This is a genomic window from Pseudomonas sp. 203-8 (assembly GCF_020708595.1).
In the GTDB taxonomy this organism is placed as follows: domain Bacteria; phylum Pseudomonadota; class Gammaproteobacteria; order Pseudomonadales; family Pseudomonadaceae; genus Pseudomonas; species Pseudomonas aeruginosa.
Genome location: NZ_JAJFDF010000009.1, coordinates 285,518 through 302,553, shown reverse-complemented (window position 1 = coordinate 302,553; position 17,036 = coordinate 285,518). Strand labels below are relative to the sequence as shown.

Below are 17,036 nucleotides of genomic sequence, written 5' to 3'. Positions count from 1 at the left end.
GACAGGCTCAGTCTCTCCGTGAATTCGTTAGGCCAGCAGCAGCGCGCCGAGCAGGATGGCGGCGCCACCCACCAGGGAAGCGGCGTACCAGCGCAGGCGGCCGTTCTCGGTGAGGCTGAGGAGGTTGTGTCCGCCGCGCACGCTGAACGGAACGATGCCCAGGGTACGGTCGATGGGGTCGCGCCCCAGCAATTGGCAGAGCAGCAGGTAGGGTTTCACGAACAGCTTGTCGTACAGCCAGTCGAAGCCCCAGGCGTGGTACCACCAGGTACCGAAGAAGCGACCCGGGGCGCTCTTCGCCAGGGCGCTGACGAAGCGGCGCTGGCCGAGGAAGAGCAGGGCGGCCAGCAGGATACCGGCGATGGCGATGGCACCCGAGGCCAGTTCCAGGCTGTGCTTGGCTTCGCCACCGGCGTGGCCGACGCTTTCCGGCAGGACGCCAGCCAGCGGCGGGGTGATCAGGGCGCCGACGAAGGTCGACAGGACGATCAGCACGCTGAGCGGCAACCAGTGGGAAATCCCGTGGCCGGCGTGGGCTTCGGTCTTCGGCTCGCCGTGGAAGGCGACGAAGATCAGGCGGAAGGTGTAGATCGAGGTCAGGAACGCACCCACCAGGCCGGCGATCAGCAGTTCGCGATGGCCGCTGGCGAAGGCCTCCCAGAGGATCTCGTCCTTGGAGTAGAAGCCCGCGGTGAGGAAGGGCAGGGCGGCCAGCGCCGCACCGCCGACCACGAAGCTGGCGTAGGCCAGCGGCAGCTTCTTCCACAAGCCGCCCATCTTGAAGATGTTCTGCTCGTGGTGGCAGGCGACGATCACCGCGCCCGAGGCAAGGAACAGCAGGGCCTTGAAGAAGGCGTGGGTCATCAGGTGGAAGATCGCCGCGTCCCAGGCGCCGACGCCGAGGGCGAGGAACATGTAGCCGATCTGGCTCATGGTCGAGTAGGCGAGGATGCGCTTGATATCGGTCTGTACCAGGGCGGCGAAGCCGGCCAGGACCAAGGTCACCGCGCCGACGATGCCGACCAGTTCGAGGATGTCCGGGGCCAGGGTGAACAGGCCGTGGCAACGGGCGATCAGGTAGACGCCGGCGGTCACCATGGTGGCGGCGTGGATCAGCGCGGAGACCGGGGTCGGGCCGGCCATGGCGTCGGCCAGCCAGGTCTGCAGCGGCAGCTGGGCGGACTTGCCGACCGCGCCGCCGAGCAGGGCCAGGGTCGCCAGGGTCAGCCAGAGGTTGCCTTCCGGGAACTTCTGCGGCGCCAGCACCAGCAGCTCCTGGATGTTCAGGGTGCCGAACTGCTGGAACAGGATGAACAGGCCGAAAGCCATGAACACGTCGCCGACGCGGGTGACGATGAATGCCTTGAGCGCCGCGTTACCGTTGTTGCGATTGCTGTAGTAGAAGCCGATCAGCAGGTAGCTGCACAGGCCCACGCCTTCCCAGCCGAAGTAAAGGAACAGCAGGTTGTCGCCCAGCACCAGGAACAGCATGCTGGCGATGAACAGGTTGGTGTAGGCGAAGAAGCGCGAATAGCCGGTTTCGCCACGCATGTACCAGGAGGCGAACAGGTGGATCAGGAAGCCGACGCCGGTAACCACGCCGAGCATGGTTACCGAGAGGCCGTCCAGGTACAGGGTGAAGTTGGTGCTGAAGTCGCCGGCCGCCATCCACTGCCACAGCACCAGGCTGTAGGCGCCGCCTTCCGGCGGACTGCTGTGGAAGCTGAAGATGGCCCAGGCCGCGCTCAGGGCGGAGAGGCCGACCGAGCCGACGCCGACCAGCGCCGAAAGGTTTTCCGACCACCTGCCGCGGGAGAACGACAGCAGCAGGAAGCCGACCAGGGGGAACAGGAAGGTAAGAGGTAGAAGGTTCATCCGCGCATCTCGCTGGCAGCGTCGATATCGAGGGTGTGGAAGCGGCGATACAGTTGCAGCAGGATCGCCAGGCCGATGCTCGCTTCGGCGGCCGCGAGGCTCAGCACCAGGATGAACATCACCTGGCCGTCGGGTTGGCCCCAGCGGCTGCCGGCGACCACGAAGGCGAGGGCGGCGGCGTTCATCATCACTTCCAGGCTCATCAGTACGAACAGGATGTTGCGTCGCACCATCAAGCCGACCAGTCCGAGGGCGAACAGGACGCTGGCGAGGGCCAGGCCGTGTTCCAGTGGTATTGCGTTCATAGCGTTACGTTCCCTTGGGGCGGGCGCAGGGCGCCCGCCGAACCTTTATTGTTTGGCGTCTTGACGACCCAGGTGATAGGCAGCGACCAGGGCCGCGAGCAACAGCATGGAGGCCAGTTCGACCACCAGCAGGTACGGGCCGTAGAGGCTGATGCCGACCGCCTTGGCGTCTACCGTGGTATGGCCGATGCCGGCACCGCTCGGGGTGCGGGCGAGGACCACCAGCAGTTCCACCAGCAGGACCAGGGCCAGGGCCGAAGGCCCGACCCAGATGCCGGGCGTGAGCCACTTGCGCTCCTGCTCGACCACGGCCGGGCCGAGGTTGAGCATCATCACCACGAAGACGAACAGAACCATGATGGCGCCAGCGTAGACGATGATCTCCAGGGCACCGGCGAAGGGTGCGCCGAGGCTGAAGAAGGTCATCGAGATGGCCAGCAGGGAAATGATCAGGTAGAGCAGGGCATGCACCGGGTTGCTGTTGGTGATGACCCGCAGCGTGGCCAGTACGGCGACGCCGGCAGCGAAATAGAAAGCGAATTCCACGCGACGTCTCCTTATGGCAGCAGGCTTTTCACGTTGATCGGTTCGGCTTCGTTCTGCGCGGCGCCTTTCGGCTTGCCGGCGATCGCCATCCCCGCAACGCGGTAGTAGTTGTAGTCCGGGTTCTTGCCCGGCCCGGAGATCAGCAGGTCGTGCTTCTCGTAGACCAGGTCCTGGCGCTTGAACTCGCCCATCTCGAAGTCCGGGGTGAGCTGGATCGCGGTGGTCGGGCAGGCTTCCTCGCACAGGCCGCAGAAGATGCAGCGCGAGAAGTTGATGCGGAAGAACTCCGGATACCAGCGACCGTCCTCGGTCTCGGCCTTCTGCAGGGAGATGCAGCCAACCGGACAGGCCACGGCGCACAGGTTGCAGGCTACGCAGCGTTCCTCGCCGTCGGGGTCGCGGGTCAGGACGATCCGGCCACGATAGCGCGGCGGCAGGTAGACCGGCTCTTCGGGGTATTGCAGGGTGTCGCGCTTGCGGAAGGCATGGCCGAAGATCATCACCAGGCTGCGAAGCTGGGTGAAGGTGCCATGCACGACGTTGATGATTTCTTTGATCACGGTGGTTCTCCTTACTGGGCCGCGGCCAGCACGAGCGCGCCGGTCACCAGCAGGTTGATCAGGGTCAGCGGCAGGCACACCTTCCAGCTGAACGCCATCACCTGGTCATAGCGCGGACGCGGCAGCGAGGCGCGGATCAGGATGAAGAGCATGATGAAGAAGCCGGTCTTGGCGGCGAAGTAGAAGAACGACAGCCAGGGCAGGGTGTCCAGGAACGGACCGTGCCAGCCGCCGAAGAACAGGGTCGCCAGCAGCGCCGAGACCAGTACGATGCCGATGTACTCGCCGACGAAGAACATGCCCCATTTCATCCCGGCGTACTCGATGTGGTAGCCGTCCGCCAGTTCCTGCTCCGCTTCCGGCTGGTCGAACGGGTGACGGTGGGTCACGGCGACGCCGGCGATGATGAAGGTGCAGAAGCCGAAGAACTGCGGAATGATGAACCAGACGTTGTCGATCTGGTACTGGACGATGTCGCGCATGTTGAACGAGCCGACCTGGGCGACGATGCCCATCAGCGACAGGGCCAGGAACACCTCGTAGGAGATGGTCTGGGCCGAGGCGCGCAGGCTGCCGAGCAGGGCGAACTTGTTGTTGCTCGACCAGCCGGCGAACAGCACGGCGTACACCGTCAGGCCGGCCATGGCGAAGAAGAACAGGATGCCGATGTTCAGGTCCGCCACGCCCCAGGTGGGGGTGATCGGCACGATGGCGAAGGCGACGAGCAGGGCGCCCATCGCGATCACCGGGGCCAGGGTGAAGATCATCTTGTCGGCGAACGGCGGGGTCCAGTCCTCCTTGAAGAACATCTTGACCATGTCCGCGCCGAGCTGGAACGCACCGAACGGACCGACCCGGTTGGGGCCGTAGCGGTCCTGCCAGAGGCCGAGCAGGCGGCGCTCGACCCAGCTTAGCAGGGCGCCGCAGATGACCACGGCGAGCAGCACCACGATGGCCTTGACCACGGTGAGGATGATGGTGACCAGAGCGGGAGTCAGCCAACTCATTGTGCAGCCTCCTGCAGACCTTCCACGGAGCAGCCGGCGATCGCCGCCGGGATGCCGGCGAAGCCGACCGGCAGGCCGATCAGGCCGGCGCCGAGTTGTTCATCGATACGCAGCGGCAGGCGCAGGGCCTGGCCCTTGAGCTGGAAGCCGAGGGTCGCGCCGTCGTTGACGCCGAGGCGGTCCGCGTCTTCCTTGGACAGGGCGACGTAGGTCTCCGGGATGCGCTGCTGGATCGGCGCGGCCCGCGAGCTGTTTTCCTCGCTGCCGAACAGGTGGTACAGCGGCACTACCTTCCAGCTGTCGGCCTTGGCGCTGAACGGCACCGGCACGGCCTGGAACCAGTCGAGGCCTTCGCCCTTCGGTTCGATCAGGCGCACGCCGGGGTCGCCGGCGCGCAGGTGGCCGCCGACCTCGTCCTGGAACTTGTTCCAGGCCTGCGGCGAGTTCCAGCCCGGCGACCAGGCGAACGGGATCTGCTGACGGTCTTCCTGGCTGCCGGAGTAGCCTTCCATGGAGAAGGCGAACGCCGAGTCGATGTCCTGCGGGGTGCGCGGCTCGTGCACGCTGATATTGGCGCGCATGGCGGTACGCCCGCTGTAGCGGTGCGGTTCGCGGGCCAGCTTGAGGCCCTTGATGCGGAACGAGGCGGCCGGTGCGGCGTCGCGGATGCCGGCCAGGATCGGCTTGGCCTCGGCCACGGCTTCGGTGACGTGGTCCAACTGGGTCCAGTCGACGCGCTTGCCTTGCAGGGTGCTGTGGATCGCATGCAGCCAGCGCCAGCCCTCGCGGACCATGTTCCTGGCGTCGTAGTAGGTCGGGTCGAACACCTGGAAGAAGCGCTGGGCGCGGCCTTCCTGGCTGACCAGGGTGCCGTCGCCTTCGGCGAAGCTGGCCGCCGGCAGCACCAGGTGCGCCTTGGCGGTGGTGGCGGTCTGCTGGTGATCGGCGACGATCACCACCTTGGCCGCCGCCAGGGCCGCGTCGACACGGGCGGCGTCGGTGCGGCGATAGAGATCGTTCTCCAGCACCACCACGGCGTCGGCCTGTCCGGAGGTCAGTCGCTCGAGCGCGGCTTCCACGGAGTCGCCGCCGAAGAGCGCCAGGCCGAGGCTGTTGGCTTCGCCGACCACCAGGCTGATGGAACCGTTCTTCTCGCGCTGCTTGAGGGCTTTGGCGATGTTCGCCGCGGCTTCGATCAATGCCTTGTTGCCCAGCGAGTTGCCGGACACCAGCAGCGGACGCTTGGCCGCCAGCAGGGCATCGGCGATGCGCTGGGCGAAGGCCTGGGCCTGCGGGTCGAGGTCGGCCACGGACGGGGCGCTTGGGTCGATCGCGTGGGCCACGGCGAAGCCGAGGCGAGCGAGATCGTCCGGCGCGGCGTGAACGGTTTCCTCGGCCACGTCGTCGAGGCGGGTCGCGCTGACGCTGGCGATGAACAGCGGGTTCTGCGCATGCTGGGCGATGTTCTTCACCGCGGCGTCGAGCCACGGCTGGACCTTCATGTCGGCAGCCATCTCGACGGCCTTGCCCTTCACCGACTGGCGCAGGGCCAGGGCGATGCGGGCGGCGGTCTGGGTCAGGTCCTCGCCGAGGACGAAGACCGCGTCGTGGTCCTCGATGTCGCGGATGCTCGGCACCGGCAGCGGGCCTTCCTGCATGACCTGCAGGATCAGGCGCAGGCGGTCGAGCTCGCCTTCGTTGATGCCGCTGTAGAAGTTGCCTTCGCCAACCAGCTCGCGCAGGGCGAAGTTGCTTTCCAGGCTGGCGCGCGGCGAACCGATGCCGACCACCTTGCGCTCCTTCAGCAGGGCGGCGGCCTGGTCGAGGGCGCCGTCCAGGCTCAGCTTCTGCTTGCTCAGCACCAGCAGCGGCTGGCGCGGACGGTCTTCGCGGTTGACGTAGCCGTAGCCGAAGCGACCGCGGTCGCAGAGGAAGTAGTGGTTGACCGAGCCGTTGTAGCGGTTCTCGATGCGGCGGATCTCGCCGTAGCGCTCGCCGGGGCTGATGTTGCAGCCGCTGGAGCAGCCGTGGCAGATGCTCGGGGCGAACTGCATGTCCCACTTGCGGTTGTAGCGCTCGGAGTGGGTCTTGTCGGTGAACACGCCGGTGGGGCAGACCTCGGTGAGGTTGCCGGAGAACTCGCTTTCCAGCACGCCGTCCTCGACCCGTCCGAAGTAGACGTTGTCGTGGGCGCCGTAGACGCCGAGGTCGGTGCCGCCGGCGTAGTCCTTGTAGTAGCGCACGCAGCGGTAGCAGGCGATGCAGCGGTTCATCTCATGGGCGATGAACGGGCCGAGTTCCTGGTTCTGGTGGGTGCGCTTGGTGAAGCGGTACCGGCGCTCGTTGTGGCCGGTCATCACCGTCATGTCCTGCAGGTGGCAGTGACCGCCTTCCTCGCACACCGGGCAGTCGTGCGGGTGGTTGGTCATCAGCCATTCGACGACGCTGGCGCGGAACTGCTTGGCCTCTTCGTCTTCGATGGAGATCCAGGTGTTGTCGGTGGCGGGGGTCATGCAGGACATGACGAGGCGACCACGCTTGTCGTTCTCGTCGGTGTACTGCTTCACCGCGCACTGGCGGCAGGCGCCGACGCTACCGAGCGCCGGGTGCCAGCAGAAGTAGGGAATGTCGAGACCGAGGGACAGACAGGCCTGCAGGAGGTTGTCTGCACCATCGACTTCGAGCGTCTTGCCGTCTACGTGGATAGTGGCCATGGTTCAAGTCTTCGTTGGCCCGTTGTCAGCGGGCGTGGCTAATAGAAACTCACGGTTCCGTCGGGCCTGCGGCCGGGCCGCGGCACGACGACGAAACATCGCCGGACGGCTGGCCGTCCGGCTGCAAAGCATCAGGCGCCGACCGTTGCCGGGCGCGGCGCGGCCGAAGGCTGGCGGGAGATGCCCGCCTCGAATTCGGCACGGAAATACTTGAGGGCGCTGCCCAGCGGCTCGACGGCTCCCGGCGCGTGGGCGCAGAAGGTCTTGCCTGGGCCGAGGAAGTTGACCAGCTGCTCGAGGGTCTCGAGGTCGCCGGGCTGGCCTTCGCCCCGCTCCAGGGCGCGCAGCAGCTTCACGCTCCACGGCAGGCCATCGCGGCAGGGGGTGCACCAGCCGCAGGACTCGCGGGCGAAGAACTCTTCCATGTTGCGCAGCAGGGAAACCATGTTGATGCTGTCGTCCACCGCCATGGCCAGGCCGGTGCCCATCCGGGTGCCGACCTTGGCGATGCCGCCGGCGAACATCTGCGCATCCAGGTGCTCCGGGAGCAGGAAGCCGGTACCGGCGCCGCCGGGCTGCCAGGCCTTGAGCTGGAAGCCGTCGCGCATGCCGCCGGCGTAGTCCTCGAACAGCTCGCGGGCGCTGACGCCGAACGGCAGTTCCCACAGGCCGGGGTTCTTCACCTTGCCGGAGAAGCCCATCAGCTTGGTGCCCATGTCTTCGCTGCCGGGGCGGGCCAGGGTCTTGTACCAGTCCACGCCGTTGCCGACGATGGCCGGCACGTTGCACAGCGTCTCCACGTTGTTCACGCAGGTCGGCTTGCCCCAGACGCCGACGGCGGCAGGGAAGGGCGGTTTGGAACGCGGGTTGGCGCGGCGGCCTTCCAGCGAGTTGATCAGCGCGGTCTCTTCGCCGCAGATGTAGCGGCCGGCACCGGTGTGGACGAACAGCTCGAAATCGAAGCCGCTGCCGAGGATGTTCTTGCCGAGCAGGCCGGCGGCCTTGGCTTCGTCGATGGCGCGGTTGAGGTTGCGCGCCGCGTCGACGTATTCGCCGCGCAGGAAGATGTAGCCGCGGTAGGCCTTCAGCGCGCGCGCGGAAATCAGCATGCCTTCCACCAGCAGGTGCGGCAGCTGCTCCATGAGCATGCGGTCCTTCCAGGTGTTCGGCTCCATCTCGTCCGCGTTGCACAGCAGGTAGCGGATGTTCAGCGACTCGTCCTTCGGCATCAGGCCCCACTTCACGCCGGTGGGGAAGCCCGCGCCGCCGCGGCCCTTGAGGCCGGAGTCCTTGACGGTCTGGACGATGTCGTCCTGGGCCATCTGGGTCAGCGCCTTGCGCGCCGCGGCATAGCCGTCCTTGCTCTGGTATTCCTCGAGCCAGACGGGCTGGGCGTCTTCGCGCAGGCGCCAGGTCAGCGGATGGGTTTCCGCCGAACGCGCCATGCGGTTGGCCGGACCAATGGAGGTAAGGGTCATACGTAGGCCTCCAGCAGTTTGGCGACACCGTCGGGACGCACGTCGCCATGGGTGTCGTCGTCGATCATCAGCGCCGGGGCCTTGTCGCAGTTGCCCAGGCAGCAGACCGGGAGCAGGGTGAAGCGTCCGTCGGCGGTAGTCTGGCCGAGACCGATGCCGAGTTGCTTCTGGATCTCGCCGACCACCGACTCGTGGCCGCCGATGTAGCAGACCATGCTGTCGCAGACGCGGATGATGTGGCGGCCCACCGGCTGGCGGAATATCTGACTATAGAAGGTGGCGACGCCTTCGACGTCGCTGGCCGGGATCCCCAGCACCTCGCCGATCGCCGGGATGGCGCCGTCCGGCACCCAGCCGCGCTGTTTCTGGACGATCTTCAGGGCTTCGATGGACGCCGCGCGCGGGTCCTCGTAGTGATGCATTTCATGCTCGATGGACGAGCGCTCGGTTTCGCTGAGGACGAAACGGTCGGTCTGAATCAGGTTGCTCTGGCTCATGTCAGCGGTCCACGTCAGCCATAACGAAATCGATGCTACCCAGGTAGGCGATCAGGTCCGCGATCATGCTGCCGTTGATCACCGAGGGGATCTGTTGCAGGTGCGCGAAGCTGGGCGTCCGGATACGCGTGCGGTAGCTCATGGTGCTGCCGTCGCTGGTCAGGTAGTAGCTGTTGATACCCTTGGTCGCCTCGATCATCTGGAAGGCTTCGTTGGCCGGCATGACCGGGCCCCAGGAAACCTGCAGGAAGTGGGTGATCAGGGTTTCGATGTGTTGCAGCGTGCGTTCTTTCGGCGGCGGCGTGGTCAGCGGATGGTCGGCCTTGTAAGGGCCTTCCGGCATGTTCTTCAGGCACTGTTCGATGATCCGCAGGCTCTGGCGCATCTCGCCCATCTTGACCATGCAGCGGTCGTAGGCGTCGCCGTTGTGGGCCAGCGGTACCTCGAACTCGAAGTTCTCGTAGCCGGAGTAGGGGCGGGCCTTGCGCAGGTCGAAGTCGCAACCGGTGGCGCGCAGGCCGGCGCCGGTGGTGCCCCACTCGAGGGCTTCCTTGGTGTTGTACTGGGCGACGCCGATGGTCCGGCCGCGCAGGATGCTGTTCTTCAGGGCCGCGGTCTCGTACTCGTCGAGGCGCTTGGGCATCCAGTCGAGGAACTCGCGGACCAGCTTGTCCCAGCCGCGCGGCAGGTCGTGGGCGACGCCGCCGATGCGGTACCAGGCCGGGTGCAGGCGGAAGCCGGTGATGGCCTCGACCACCTTGTAGGCGCGCTGGCGGTCGGTGAAGGTGAAGAACACCGGGGTCATGGCGCCGACGTCCTGGATATAGGTGCCCAGGTACAGCAGGTGGTTCAGGATACGGAAGAACTCCGCCATCATGATCCGGATCACGTCGACCCGCTGCGGCACCTTGATCCCGGCGAGCTTCTCCACCGAGAGTACGTAGGGCAGGTTGTTCATCACCCCGCCGAGGTAGTCGATGCGGTCGGTGTAGGGAATGAAACTGTGCCAGGACTGGCGCTCGGCCATCTTCTCGGCGCCGCGGTGGTGGTAGCCGATCTCCGGGACGCAGTCGATGATCTCCTCGCCGTCCAGTTGCAGGATGATGCGGAACGCGCCGTGGGCGGACGGGTGGTTCGGGCCGAGGTTGAGGAACATGTAGTCCTCGTTCTCGCCGTGGCGCTTCATGCCCCAGTCTTCCGGCTTGAAGCGCAGGGCCTCCTGCTCCAGGTCCTGCTTGGCGGCGGACAGGGAGTAGGGATCGAACTCGGTGGCGCGCGCCGGGTAGTCCTTGCGCAGCGGATGGCCCTGCCAGGTCGGCGGCATCAGCATGCGGGTCAGGTGCGGGTGGCCGGTGAAGGTGATGCCGTACATGTCCCACACTTCGCGCTCGTACCAGTTGGCGTTGGGCCAGATACGGGTGGCGGTGGGCAGGTTGAGGTCGCGCTCGGACAAGGCGACCTTGATCATCACGTCACTATTACGCTCCAGCGACATCAGGTGGTAGAACACGCTGAAGTCGGCGCTCGGCAGGCCGCGGCGATGGGTGCGCAGCCGCTCGTCGACGCCGTGCAGGTCGTAGAGCATCACGTAGGGCTTGGGTACCTGACGGAGGAAGGTCAGGACTTCGATCAGTCTTTCGCGCGGGACCCAGAGCACCGGCATGCCGGTACGGGTGGGCTGGACGGTGAAGGTCTCGGCGCCAAAGCGGGAATTCAGTTCGACGACGATATCCTGGTCGTCTGCCTTGTAAGGCGGGATGTACAGAGCGGAGTCTGCAGTCATGGTCTCGGTCGCTTTCGGTCAACGGTGGGGTGAACGCGGCTGGTCTCGGCCGGCCAGCGGGGCTGGCCGGGAGTTCCGGATCACACTTCGTCGGGGCTGCGCAGGTTGGTCACCTGGATGCGCTGCTCGCGTTTCAGGTCTTTCTGGGCCGGCATTTCGGCGCGGTAGACCCCCTGGTCGCCAACGACCCAGGACAGCGGGCGGCGCTCCTGGCCGATGGATTCCTGCAACAGCATCAGGCCTTGCAGGAACGCCTCCGGACGGGGCGGGCAGCCGGGGATGTAGACGTCCACGGGGAGGAACTTGTCGACCCCCTGGACCACCGAATAGATGTCGTACATGCCGCCGGAATTGGCGCACGAGCCCATGGAGATGACCCACTTGGGTTCGAGCATCTGCTCGTAGAGGCGCTGGATGACCGGGGCCATCTTGATGAAGCAGGTGCCGGCGATGACCATGAAGTCGGCCTGGCGCGGCGACGCCCGGATCACTTCGGCGCCGAAGCGGGCGATATCGTGCGGCGCGGTGAAGGCGGTGGTCATCTCCACGTAGCAGCACGACAGCCCGAAGTTATAGGGCCAGAGCGAGTTCTTGCGACCCCAGTTGACGGTGGAGTTCAGCACATCCTCGAGCTTGCCCATGAAGATGTTCTTGTGAACCTGGCCCTCGACCAGCGGGTCGGCTACGGTTTCCCGTTCGCCTATCGGGTATTGGTCGTTGGCCGCATCGGGATCGATCCGGGTAAGTTTGTATTGCATCGCCAAAGCCTCATTGTTTTAGCTTCGCCTGCCGCTTGCGACGGCTTTCGGGAGCCCAATCGAGCGCACCGATCCGCCAAAGATAGACAAGACCCGCCAACAGAATTGCTATGAAAATGGTTGCCTCGATCAGGCCGGCCCAGCCGCTTTCGCGAACCGACACCGACCAGGCGAAGAGGAAGAGGGCTTCGACGTCGAAGATCACGAAGAGCATCGCGACCAGATAGAATTTTGCCGAGAGACGCAGGCGTGCGCCTCCGGTGGGGACGATCCCGGATTCGAAGGGTTCGTTCTTGCTGCGACCAAATGCCTTGCTGCCAAGCAGGGACGAAACCCCTAGCATGAAGGCGAGAAGGCCAACGACCCCTAGAAGGAAGGCAGCGAATCCCCAGTGATGAGCTGCAAGTTCAGCTGGGTTTGGCATGCTGATACTCCTTCTGTACCGGATATATAAGATCGTGGGTTCTGGGCGCAATGCCCGACTTCTTGTGCAACCCGCTGCGTAGTGAGCTAAGGGTTGTATGTATCTTTCCGATTTTATGCCCAAAGCGCCGGACAAGTAAATTTTTCTAACACAAACAGACGCTTCTCTGCTTTTTCCAGCGCTTTGGTTAATCCCCGAAACCCTCGTGAATGCTGTCTTTGCGAGAAATGGCGCGGCCTGGCTGGCTTTTGGTCGTATTGCCGCGAAGCGTGGTGGAGGGCTCTTTGCAAGGCTTCAAACGATAATGAATATCGTTTGCAATGTCGCATCCGTATAACTTCGCTACATATATTCTTCGCCGCGTTACTATTGTTTACCCTTTTATTGGTAATTACTCTCGCCCAATCCGTTATTGCATTAAACCGGGAATATTCTCCGGGCCGGGCGCATGGCGGTTTTTCTTCTTTCCGCACCATGGCAACCCGGCTGCGGCGCCGCCTGGGGCTGCGCCCGCGGTTCTTCGTGACGGATGCGAAGGCGCTGGGCAAGGTTTGCGGCGGTTCCCTTCGCAGCGTAGATGTAGTCGCTCCGGAGGTGCGCTACCTGGGGGCTGCGGTAGCGACCCGGGGTTTCTTGCCGACCCAGGCCCAGACCATTTCGCAGGCGATCGGCTGGTTGCCGTTCTCGTCGCTGACCAACACCGCCACGCGGACCTCGCCCTTGTCCTGTTGCCGTATCTGCTCGATCTGTCCGGCCTCCAGCGTCGCGATGGCGGTCAGGTCGCCCTGGGCGCGCTTGAGATAGTCGATCTTCATGGTCTTGATCAGCGGCAGCTTGTCGTCCGGTACGTTCATTCCGACCAGGAAGCCGCTGGCCGACTCGGCGAGCAAGGCCATCGCCGCGGCATGGATACCTTTTATGTGGTTCTGCACCGGTCGACGGTTCTTCAGGCTGAGGATGGCGCGCTCCTGCCCCAGTTCATGGATGCGCACCCTCGCCGTGCCGGCGAAGCGCACCTGGGAGCCCAGCAGCAGCGTCAGGCTGCGGCTGCGCAGGCGGCGGGGGAGGAGGTTGATGGCGCCGACGGCGCGGCTGAGACGATTGCGCTTGGGCATGCTGGCGTCCTTCCATAGAGAGGGGAGCCTGCATTCCACCCGCTTTGCCCGGGCTTGCCCACGGCTGTAGCGGCGACCTGCGCCGGCATTCCGGCCAACGCAGGTCGTCGTGGCGCGTCAGAGCAGGCGTCGGCCGTCTTCGCGGGTGATCACCACGGTGGCCGAGCGTGGCCGGCGGCCCGGCCCGTCCGGCCAGGTGCTGAGGAGGTTATCGGCGGTCGAGCCTTCCCCCGGGTGCTGGATGTTGATGAACAGCGTACGGAAGTCCGGCGTCGCGGCAATGCCGGTCACCTCGCAACCCAGCGGACCGGTGAGGAAGCGCTTCAGTTCGCCGGTGCGCGGGTCGGCCACCAGCATCTGGTTGTTGCCGAACGGGCCGCTGCTCAACTGGCTGCCGCTCATGTCGGTCTGGATCCACAGGCGGCCTTCCGGGTCGAACCAGAGGCCGTCGGGGCTGGCCAGGATATTGTCCTGGTTCAGCGGCTTGCCGTCCGGGCCGCGGCTGTCTTCGCCGGGACCGGCGAGCATGAACAGGTCCCAGGTGAAGCGTTGCCCGGCATAGTCGCGGCTGCGTTCGCGCCAGCGGATGATATGGCCGTAGGCGTTCTTCACCCGTGGGTTGGCCGCGTCGGCGACGGTGCGCGACGTGTTGTTGGTGAGGGTGAAGTAGACGTCACCGTTGTCCGGGTTGACCGCGCCCCACTCCGGGCGATCCATCTTGGTCGCGCCGAGGACATCGGCGGCCAGGCGGGTGTTGATCAGCACTTCGCCCTGGTCGGCGAAGCTCACCCCGGCCTTGCGACAGGCCGCGCGGAAGTTGCCGTCGGCGATGTCCAGCGGCAGCCACTGGCCGCTGCCATCGGCGTTGAAGCGGGCGACGTAGAGGGTGCCTTCGTCGAGCAGGCGAGTGTTGCTGCGACCCGGACGGAACTTGTCGCGGCTGACGTACTTGTAGATGTATTCGTTCTGCGAGTCGTCGCCGGAGTAGCAGACTACCTGGCGGCCCGGCTTGACCGGGGCGAAGACCAGGCCTTCGTGGGCGAAGCGGCCGAGAGCGGTGCGCTTGACCGGCACCGATTGCGGGTCGAACGGGTCGATCTCGACGATCCAGCCGAAGTTGTTCGGTTCGTTGCGGTAGTCGTCCTGGGCCTGTTTGCCCTTGCGGGTGGCGTCGAAGCGTTCGAACTCGTCGCCCGCCAGGGTTTCCCAGCCGAAACGGCTGGTGTTGCGAATGCCGTAGCGGGTCAGTTCGCGCGGCAGTTCGCTGTCCTGGGTGGAGAAATAGCCGACCCAGTTCTCCTCGCAGGTGAGGTAGGTGCCCCAGGGGGTGAAACCGTTGGAACAGTTGTTATGGGTGCCGCGGGTGCGGGTGCCGTCCGGACTGTGGCGGGTGCGCAGCAGTTCGTGGCCGCGCGCCGGGCCGGCGATACGCATCGGCGTGGCGGCGGTGATCCGGCGATTTCGTTGCGACGGCACGACATTCCACTCGCCACGCACGTTGCGACGGATCTCCACGACGGAAACGCCATGGGCGTTGATTTCCTTGCGCACTTCATCGGCGACGGTGCGCTTGCCATCGACCACGGTCGGGCCATTGGTGTGCAGCAGCGGCGCGTCGATGTATTCATGGTTGAGCACCAGCAGGCCATGGTTGCTGATGTGTCCGCCGCCGAAGCCGAACTGCGCGTCGATCGGGAAGAAGTGCATGCCGTCGTGGTGCATGCCGATCTGTTCGGCCTGGTCCTGGGCGCTGTTGCTGGCGTCGTCGAGGAAGCCCGGATAACTGCCGCTGATCGGGGTGCCCCAGGGTATGAAGGGCGTCGCCTTGTAGCCGGCGGGCACCCGGATGGTATCGGCACGGCCGCTGGCGATGGCTTCGAAGGGCAAGCGGTTGCGGCGTTTGAAAGGCAAGCCGCGCAGGCCTTCCGCGGCGGGCACCTGCGCTTCGGCGGGAGCGGCGCTGGCGGGGAGCGCGACGCCGAGGAAGGCGAGGGCGCCGAGCGCCGCGCCGCCGGCCAGGACCTGGCGGCGGCCGAGGCCGGCGATCAGGTCGTTCATGTGCGGGTTGTTCGAATGGTTGCTGGGCAACTCGTCGCCATCACCGAACAGGATGGCATCTTTTTTCTCCAGGCTCACGGACGTGCTCCTTGTGGGCTGATCGACGGAGCATTGACGCTAACCGCTGAAAGCGACGGGACGATGACAGGCACTCGAGGCCTTTTGCCATGATCCGGAAATGAAAAACCCCGGCCGGAGCCGGGGTTTTCGCGAGGCGGGCCGGGCAGATCGTGGCTGCCCGGCTGGCCCCTGTTCCTTAGTGGAACTGGTTCATGGTGTTGTCTTTGCCGCTGGCCTTCAGAGCGGCTTCGCCTGCGAAGTACTCTTTATGGTTGTCGCCGATGTCGGAGCCCGCCATGTTCTGGTGCTTGACGCAGGCGATGCCCTGGCGCAGTTCCTGGCGCTGCACGCCCTTCACGTAGGCCAGCATGCCTTCGTCGGCGAAGTAGCCCTTGGCCAGGTTGTCGGTGGACAGCGCGGCGGTGTGGTAGGTCGGCAGGGTGATCAGGTGGTGGAAGATGCCGGCGTGGGCCGAGCCATCGCGCTGGAAGGTGCGGATCTTCTCGTCGGCGACCTTGGCCAGCTCGGTGTCGTCGTACTCGACGCTCATCAGCTTGTTGCGGTCGTAGGCGGAAACGTCCTTGCCTTCGGCGACGAACGCATCGAACACCTGCTGGCGGAAGTTCAGGGTCCAGTTGAAGGACGGGCTGTTGTTGTAGACCAGCTTGGCGTTCGGAATCACTTCGCGGATGCGATCGACCATTGCCTTGATCTGGCCGACGTGCGGCTTCTCGGTTTCGATCCAGAGCAGGTCGGCGCCGTTCTGCAGCGAGGTGATGCAGTCCAGGACGCAGCGATCTTCGCCGGTGCCCTTGCGGAACTGGAACAGGTTGGAAGCCAGGCGCTTCGGACGCAGCAGCTTGCCTTCGCGCTTGATCACGACGTCGCCGTTGCCCAGCTCGGCCTCGGAGATTTCTTCGCAATCCAGGAAGGAGTTGTACAGGTCGCCCAGGTCGCCCGGCTCGTTGGTCACGGCGATCTGCTTGGTCAGGCCGGCGCCCAGGGAGTCGGTACGGGCGACGATCACGCCATCGTCCACGCCCAGCTCGAGGAAGGCGTAGCGTACGGCATTGATCTTGGCGAGGAAGTCGATGTGCGGAACGGTGACCTTGCCGTCCTGGTGGCCGCACTGCTTCTCGTCGGACACCTGGTTCTCGATCTGGATGCAGCAGGCGCCGGCTTCGATCATCTTCTTGGCCAGCAGGTAGGTCGCCTCGGCGTTGCCGAAGCCGGCGTCGATGTCGGCGATGATCGGCACCACGTGGGTTTCGAAGTTGTCGATCTGGGCCAGCAGCTCGGCTTCCTTGGCCTTGTCGCCAGCGGCGCGGGCAGCGTCCAGGCCGGTGAACAGCAGGTCCAGCTCGCGGGCGTCAGCCTGGCGCAGGAAGGTGTACAGCTCTTCGATCAGGCCGGAAACCGCGGTTTTCTCGTGCATGGACTGGTCCGGCAGCGGGCCGAAGTCGGAGCGCAGCGCGGCGACCATCCAACCGGACAGGTAGAGGTAGCGCTTGTTGGTGGTCTTCAGGTGCTTCTTGATCGAGATCAGCTTCTGCTGCCCGATGAAGCCGTGCCAGCAACCCAGCGACTGGGTGTAGACGGAGGAGTCCGCATCGTATTCGGCCATGTCCTTGCGCATGATGGCCGCGGTGTACTTGGCGATATCCAGGCCGGTCTTGAAGCGGTTCTGGATACGCATGCGAGCTGCGTACTCGGGGTTGATCGCGCTCCAGCTGCTGCCGTTCTTCTCTTTCAGCGCGGCAACTGCCTTGATCTCGTTCTGATATGCGGACATGGTCAATCCTTCAAGAAATGTATTGGTTGAGCACCGACTGACCCACTCAAAACCTGCTGGTGAA

At 65.1% G+C, this 17,036-nt stretch carries 14 protein-coding genes; all 14 read right to left on the bottom strand.

The window, feature by feature from the left end:
- Positions 1-27 precede the first annotated feature (27 nt).
- A complete protein-coding gene (gene nuoL / locus LJF27_RS22280; protein WP_023116914.1) occupies positions 28-1,875 on the bottom strand; it encodes an NADH-quinone oxidoreductase subunit L in 1,848 nt (615 codons plus the stop codon).
- On the bottom strand, positions 1,872-2,180 hold the full coding sequence (nuoK, locus tag LJF27_RS22275) for an NADH-quinone oxidoreductase subunit NuoK (RefSeq protein ID WP_003090475.1): 309 nt from the start codon (positions 2,178-2,180) through the stop codon (positions 1,872-1,874). Before nuoK ends, nuoL begins: the two co-directional genes overlap by 4 nt.
- Positions 2,181-2,225: 45 nt before the next feature.
- The gene (nuoJ, locus tag LJF27_RS22270; protein ID WP_003090473.1) at positions 2,226-2,726 is read right to left on the bottom strand and encodes an NADH-quinone oxidoreductase subunit J; all 501 of its coding nucleotides are present in this window, start codon (positions 2,724-2,726) and stop codon (positions 2,226-2,228) included.
- Positions 2,727-2,737: 11 nt separating this feature from the next.
- Positions 2,738-3,286 carry an NADH-quinone oxidoreductase subunit NuoI gene (gene nuoI, locus LJF27_RS22265; RefSeq protein ID WP_003090467.1) on the bottom strand — a complete coding sequence of 183 codons (549 nt, stop codon included), beginning with the start codon at positions 3,284-3,286 and terminating at the stop codon, positions 2,738-2,740.
- Positions 3,287-3,297: 11 nt separating this feature from the next.
- On the bottom strand, positions 3,298-4,293 hold the full coding sequence (gene nuoH, locus LJF27_RS22260; protein WP_003090465.1) for an NADH-quinone oxidoreductase subunit NuoH: 996 nt from the start codon (positions 4,291-4,293) through the stop codon (positions 3,298-3,300).
- Positions 4,290-7,007: an NADH-quinone oxidoreductase subunit NuoG gene (gene nuoG / locus LJF27_RS22255; protein WP_023116913.1), complete on the bottom strand. Its 2,718-nt coding sequence runs from the start codon at positions 7,005-7,007 to the stop codon at positions 4,290-4,292. The genes nuoH and nuoG overlap by 4 nt, the downstream gene beginning before the upstream one ends.
- Positions 7,008-7,138: 131 nt before the next feature.
- Positions 7,139-8,485 (bottom strand): NADH-quinone oxidoreductase subunit NuoF, encoded by a 1,347-nt coding sequence (gene nuoF, locus LJF27_RS22250; protein ID WP_003097674.1) that lies wholly within the window; start codon positions 8,483-8,485, stop codon positions 7,139-7,141.
- Positions 8,482-8,982: an NADH-quinone oxidoreductase subunit NuoE gene (gene nuoE, locus LJF27_RS22245; protein WP_003090460.1), complete on the bottom strand. Its 501-nt coding sequence runs from the start codon at positions 8,980-8,982 to the stop codon at positions 8,482-8,484. The genes nuoF and nuoE overlap by 4 nt, the downstream gene beginning before the upstream one ends.
- A gap of 1 nt (position 8,983) precedes the next feature.
- Positions 8,984-10,765: an NADH-quinone oxidoreductase subunit C/D gene (nuoC, locus tag LJF27_RS22240; RefSeq protein WP_003090458.1), complete on the bottom strand. Its 1,782-nt coding sequence runs from the start codon at positions 10,763-10,765 to the stop codon at positions 8,984-8,986.
- Between the two features lie 80 nt (positions 10,766-10,845).
- Complete coding sequence (locus LJF27_RS22235; RefSeq protein ID WP_003090455.1) at positions 10,846-11,523, bottom strand: NuoB/complex I 20 kDa subunit family protein; 678 nt, start codon at positions 11,521-11,523, stop codon at positions 10,846-10,848.
- A 10-nt stretch (positions 11,524-11,533) separates the two neighbouring features.
- Positions 11,534-11,947: an NADH-quinone oxidoreductase subunit A gene (locus LJF27_RS22230; protein WP_003090452.1), complete on the bottom strand. Its 414-nt coding sequence runs from the start codon at positions 11,945-11,947 to the stop codon at positions 11,534-11,536.
- A 599-nt stretch (positions 11,948-12,546) separates the two neighbouring features.
- Positions 12,547-13,101, bottom strand: a complete 555-nt coding sequence (locus LJF27_RS22225) for a DUF4442 domain-containing protein (protein ID WP_003143818.1) — start codon at positions 13,099-13,101, stop codon at positions 12,547-12,549.
- Positions 13,102-13,179: 78 nt separating this feature from the next.
- Entirely contained in the window at positions 13,180-15,198 is a 2,019-nt protein-coding gene (locus LJF27_RS22220) for a PhoX family protein (protein WP_003113374.1), read from the bottom strand.
- Positions 15,199-15,376: 178 nt separating this feature from the next.
- Positions 15,377-16,972, bottom strand: a complete 1,596-nt coding sequence (locus tag LJF27_RS22215) for an isocitrate lyase (RefSeq protein ID WP_003090447.1) — start codon at positions 16,970-16,972, stop codon at positions 15,377-15,379.
- Positions 16,973-17,036 lie beyond the last annotated feature (64 nt).

Bases quoted from the DNA above. Each gene is read 5' to 3' on its own strand.
- LJF27_RS22235 (WP_003090455.1), bottom strand. From the start codon at position 11,523: ATGCAATACAAACTTACCCGGATCGATCCCGATGCGGCCAACGACCAA.
- nuoE (WP_003090460.1), bottom strand. From the start codon at position 8,982: ATGAGCCAGAGCAACCTGATTCAGACCGACCGTTTCGTCCTCAGCGAA.
- nuoL (WP_023116914.1), bottom strand. From the start codon at position 1,875: ATGAACCTTCTACCTCTTACCTTCCTGTTCCCCCTGGTCGGCTTCCTG.
- nuoG (WP_023116913.1), bottom strand. From the start codon at position 7,007: ATGGCCACTATCCACGTAGACGGCAAGACGCTCGAAGTCGATGGTGCA.
- LJF27_RS22230 (WP_003090452.1), bottom strand. From the start codon at position 11,947: ATGCCAAACCCAGCTGAACTTGCAGCTCATCACTGGGGATTCGCTGCC.
- nuoF (WP_003097674.1), bottom strand. From the start codon at position 8,485: ATGACCCTTACCTCCATTGGTCCGGCCAACCGCATGGCGCGTTCGGCG.
- LJF27_RS22215 (WP_003090447.1), bottom strand. From the start codon at position 16,972: ATGTCCGCATATCAGAACGAGATCAAGGCAGTTGCCGCGCTGAAAGAG.
- nuoK (WP_003090475.1), bottom strand. From the start codon at position 2,180: ATGAACGCAATACCACTGGAACACGGCCTGGCCCTCGCCAGCGTCCTG.
- nuoH (WP_003090465.1), bottom strand. From the start codon at position 4,293: ATGAGTTGGCTGACTCCCGCTCTGGTCACCATCATCCTCACCGTGGTC.
- nuoC (WP_003090458.1), bottom strand. From the start codon at position 10,765: ATGACTGCAGACTCCGCTCTGTACATCCCGCCTTACAAGGCAGACGAC.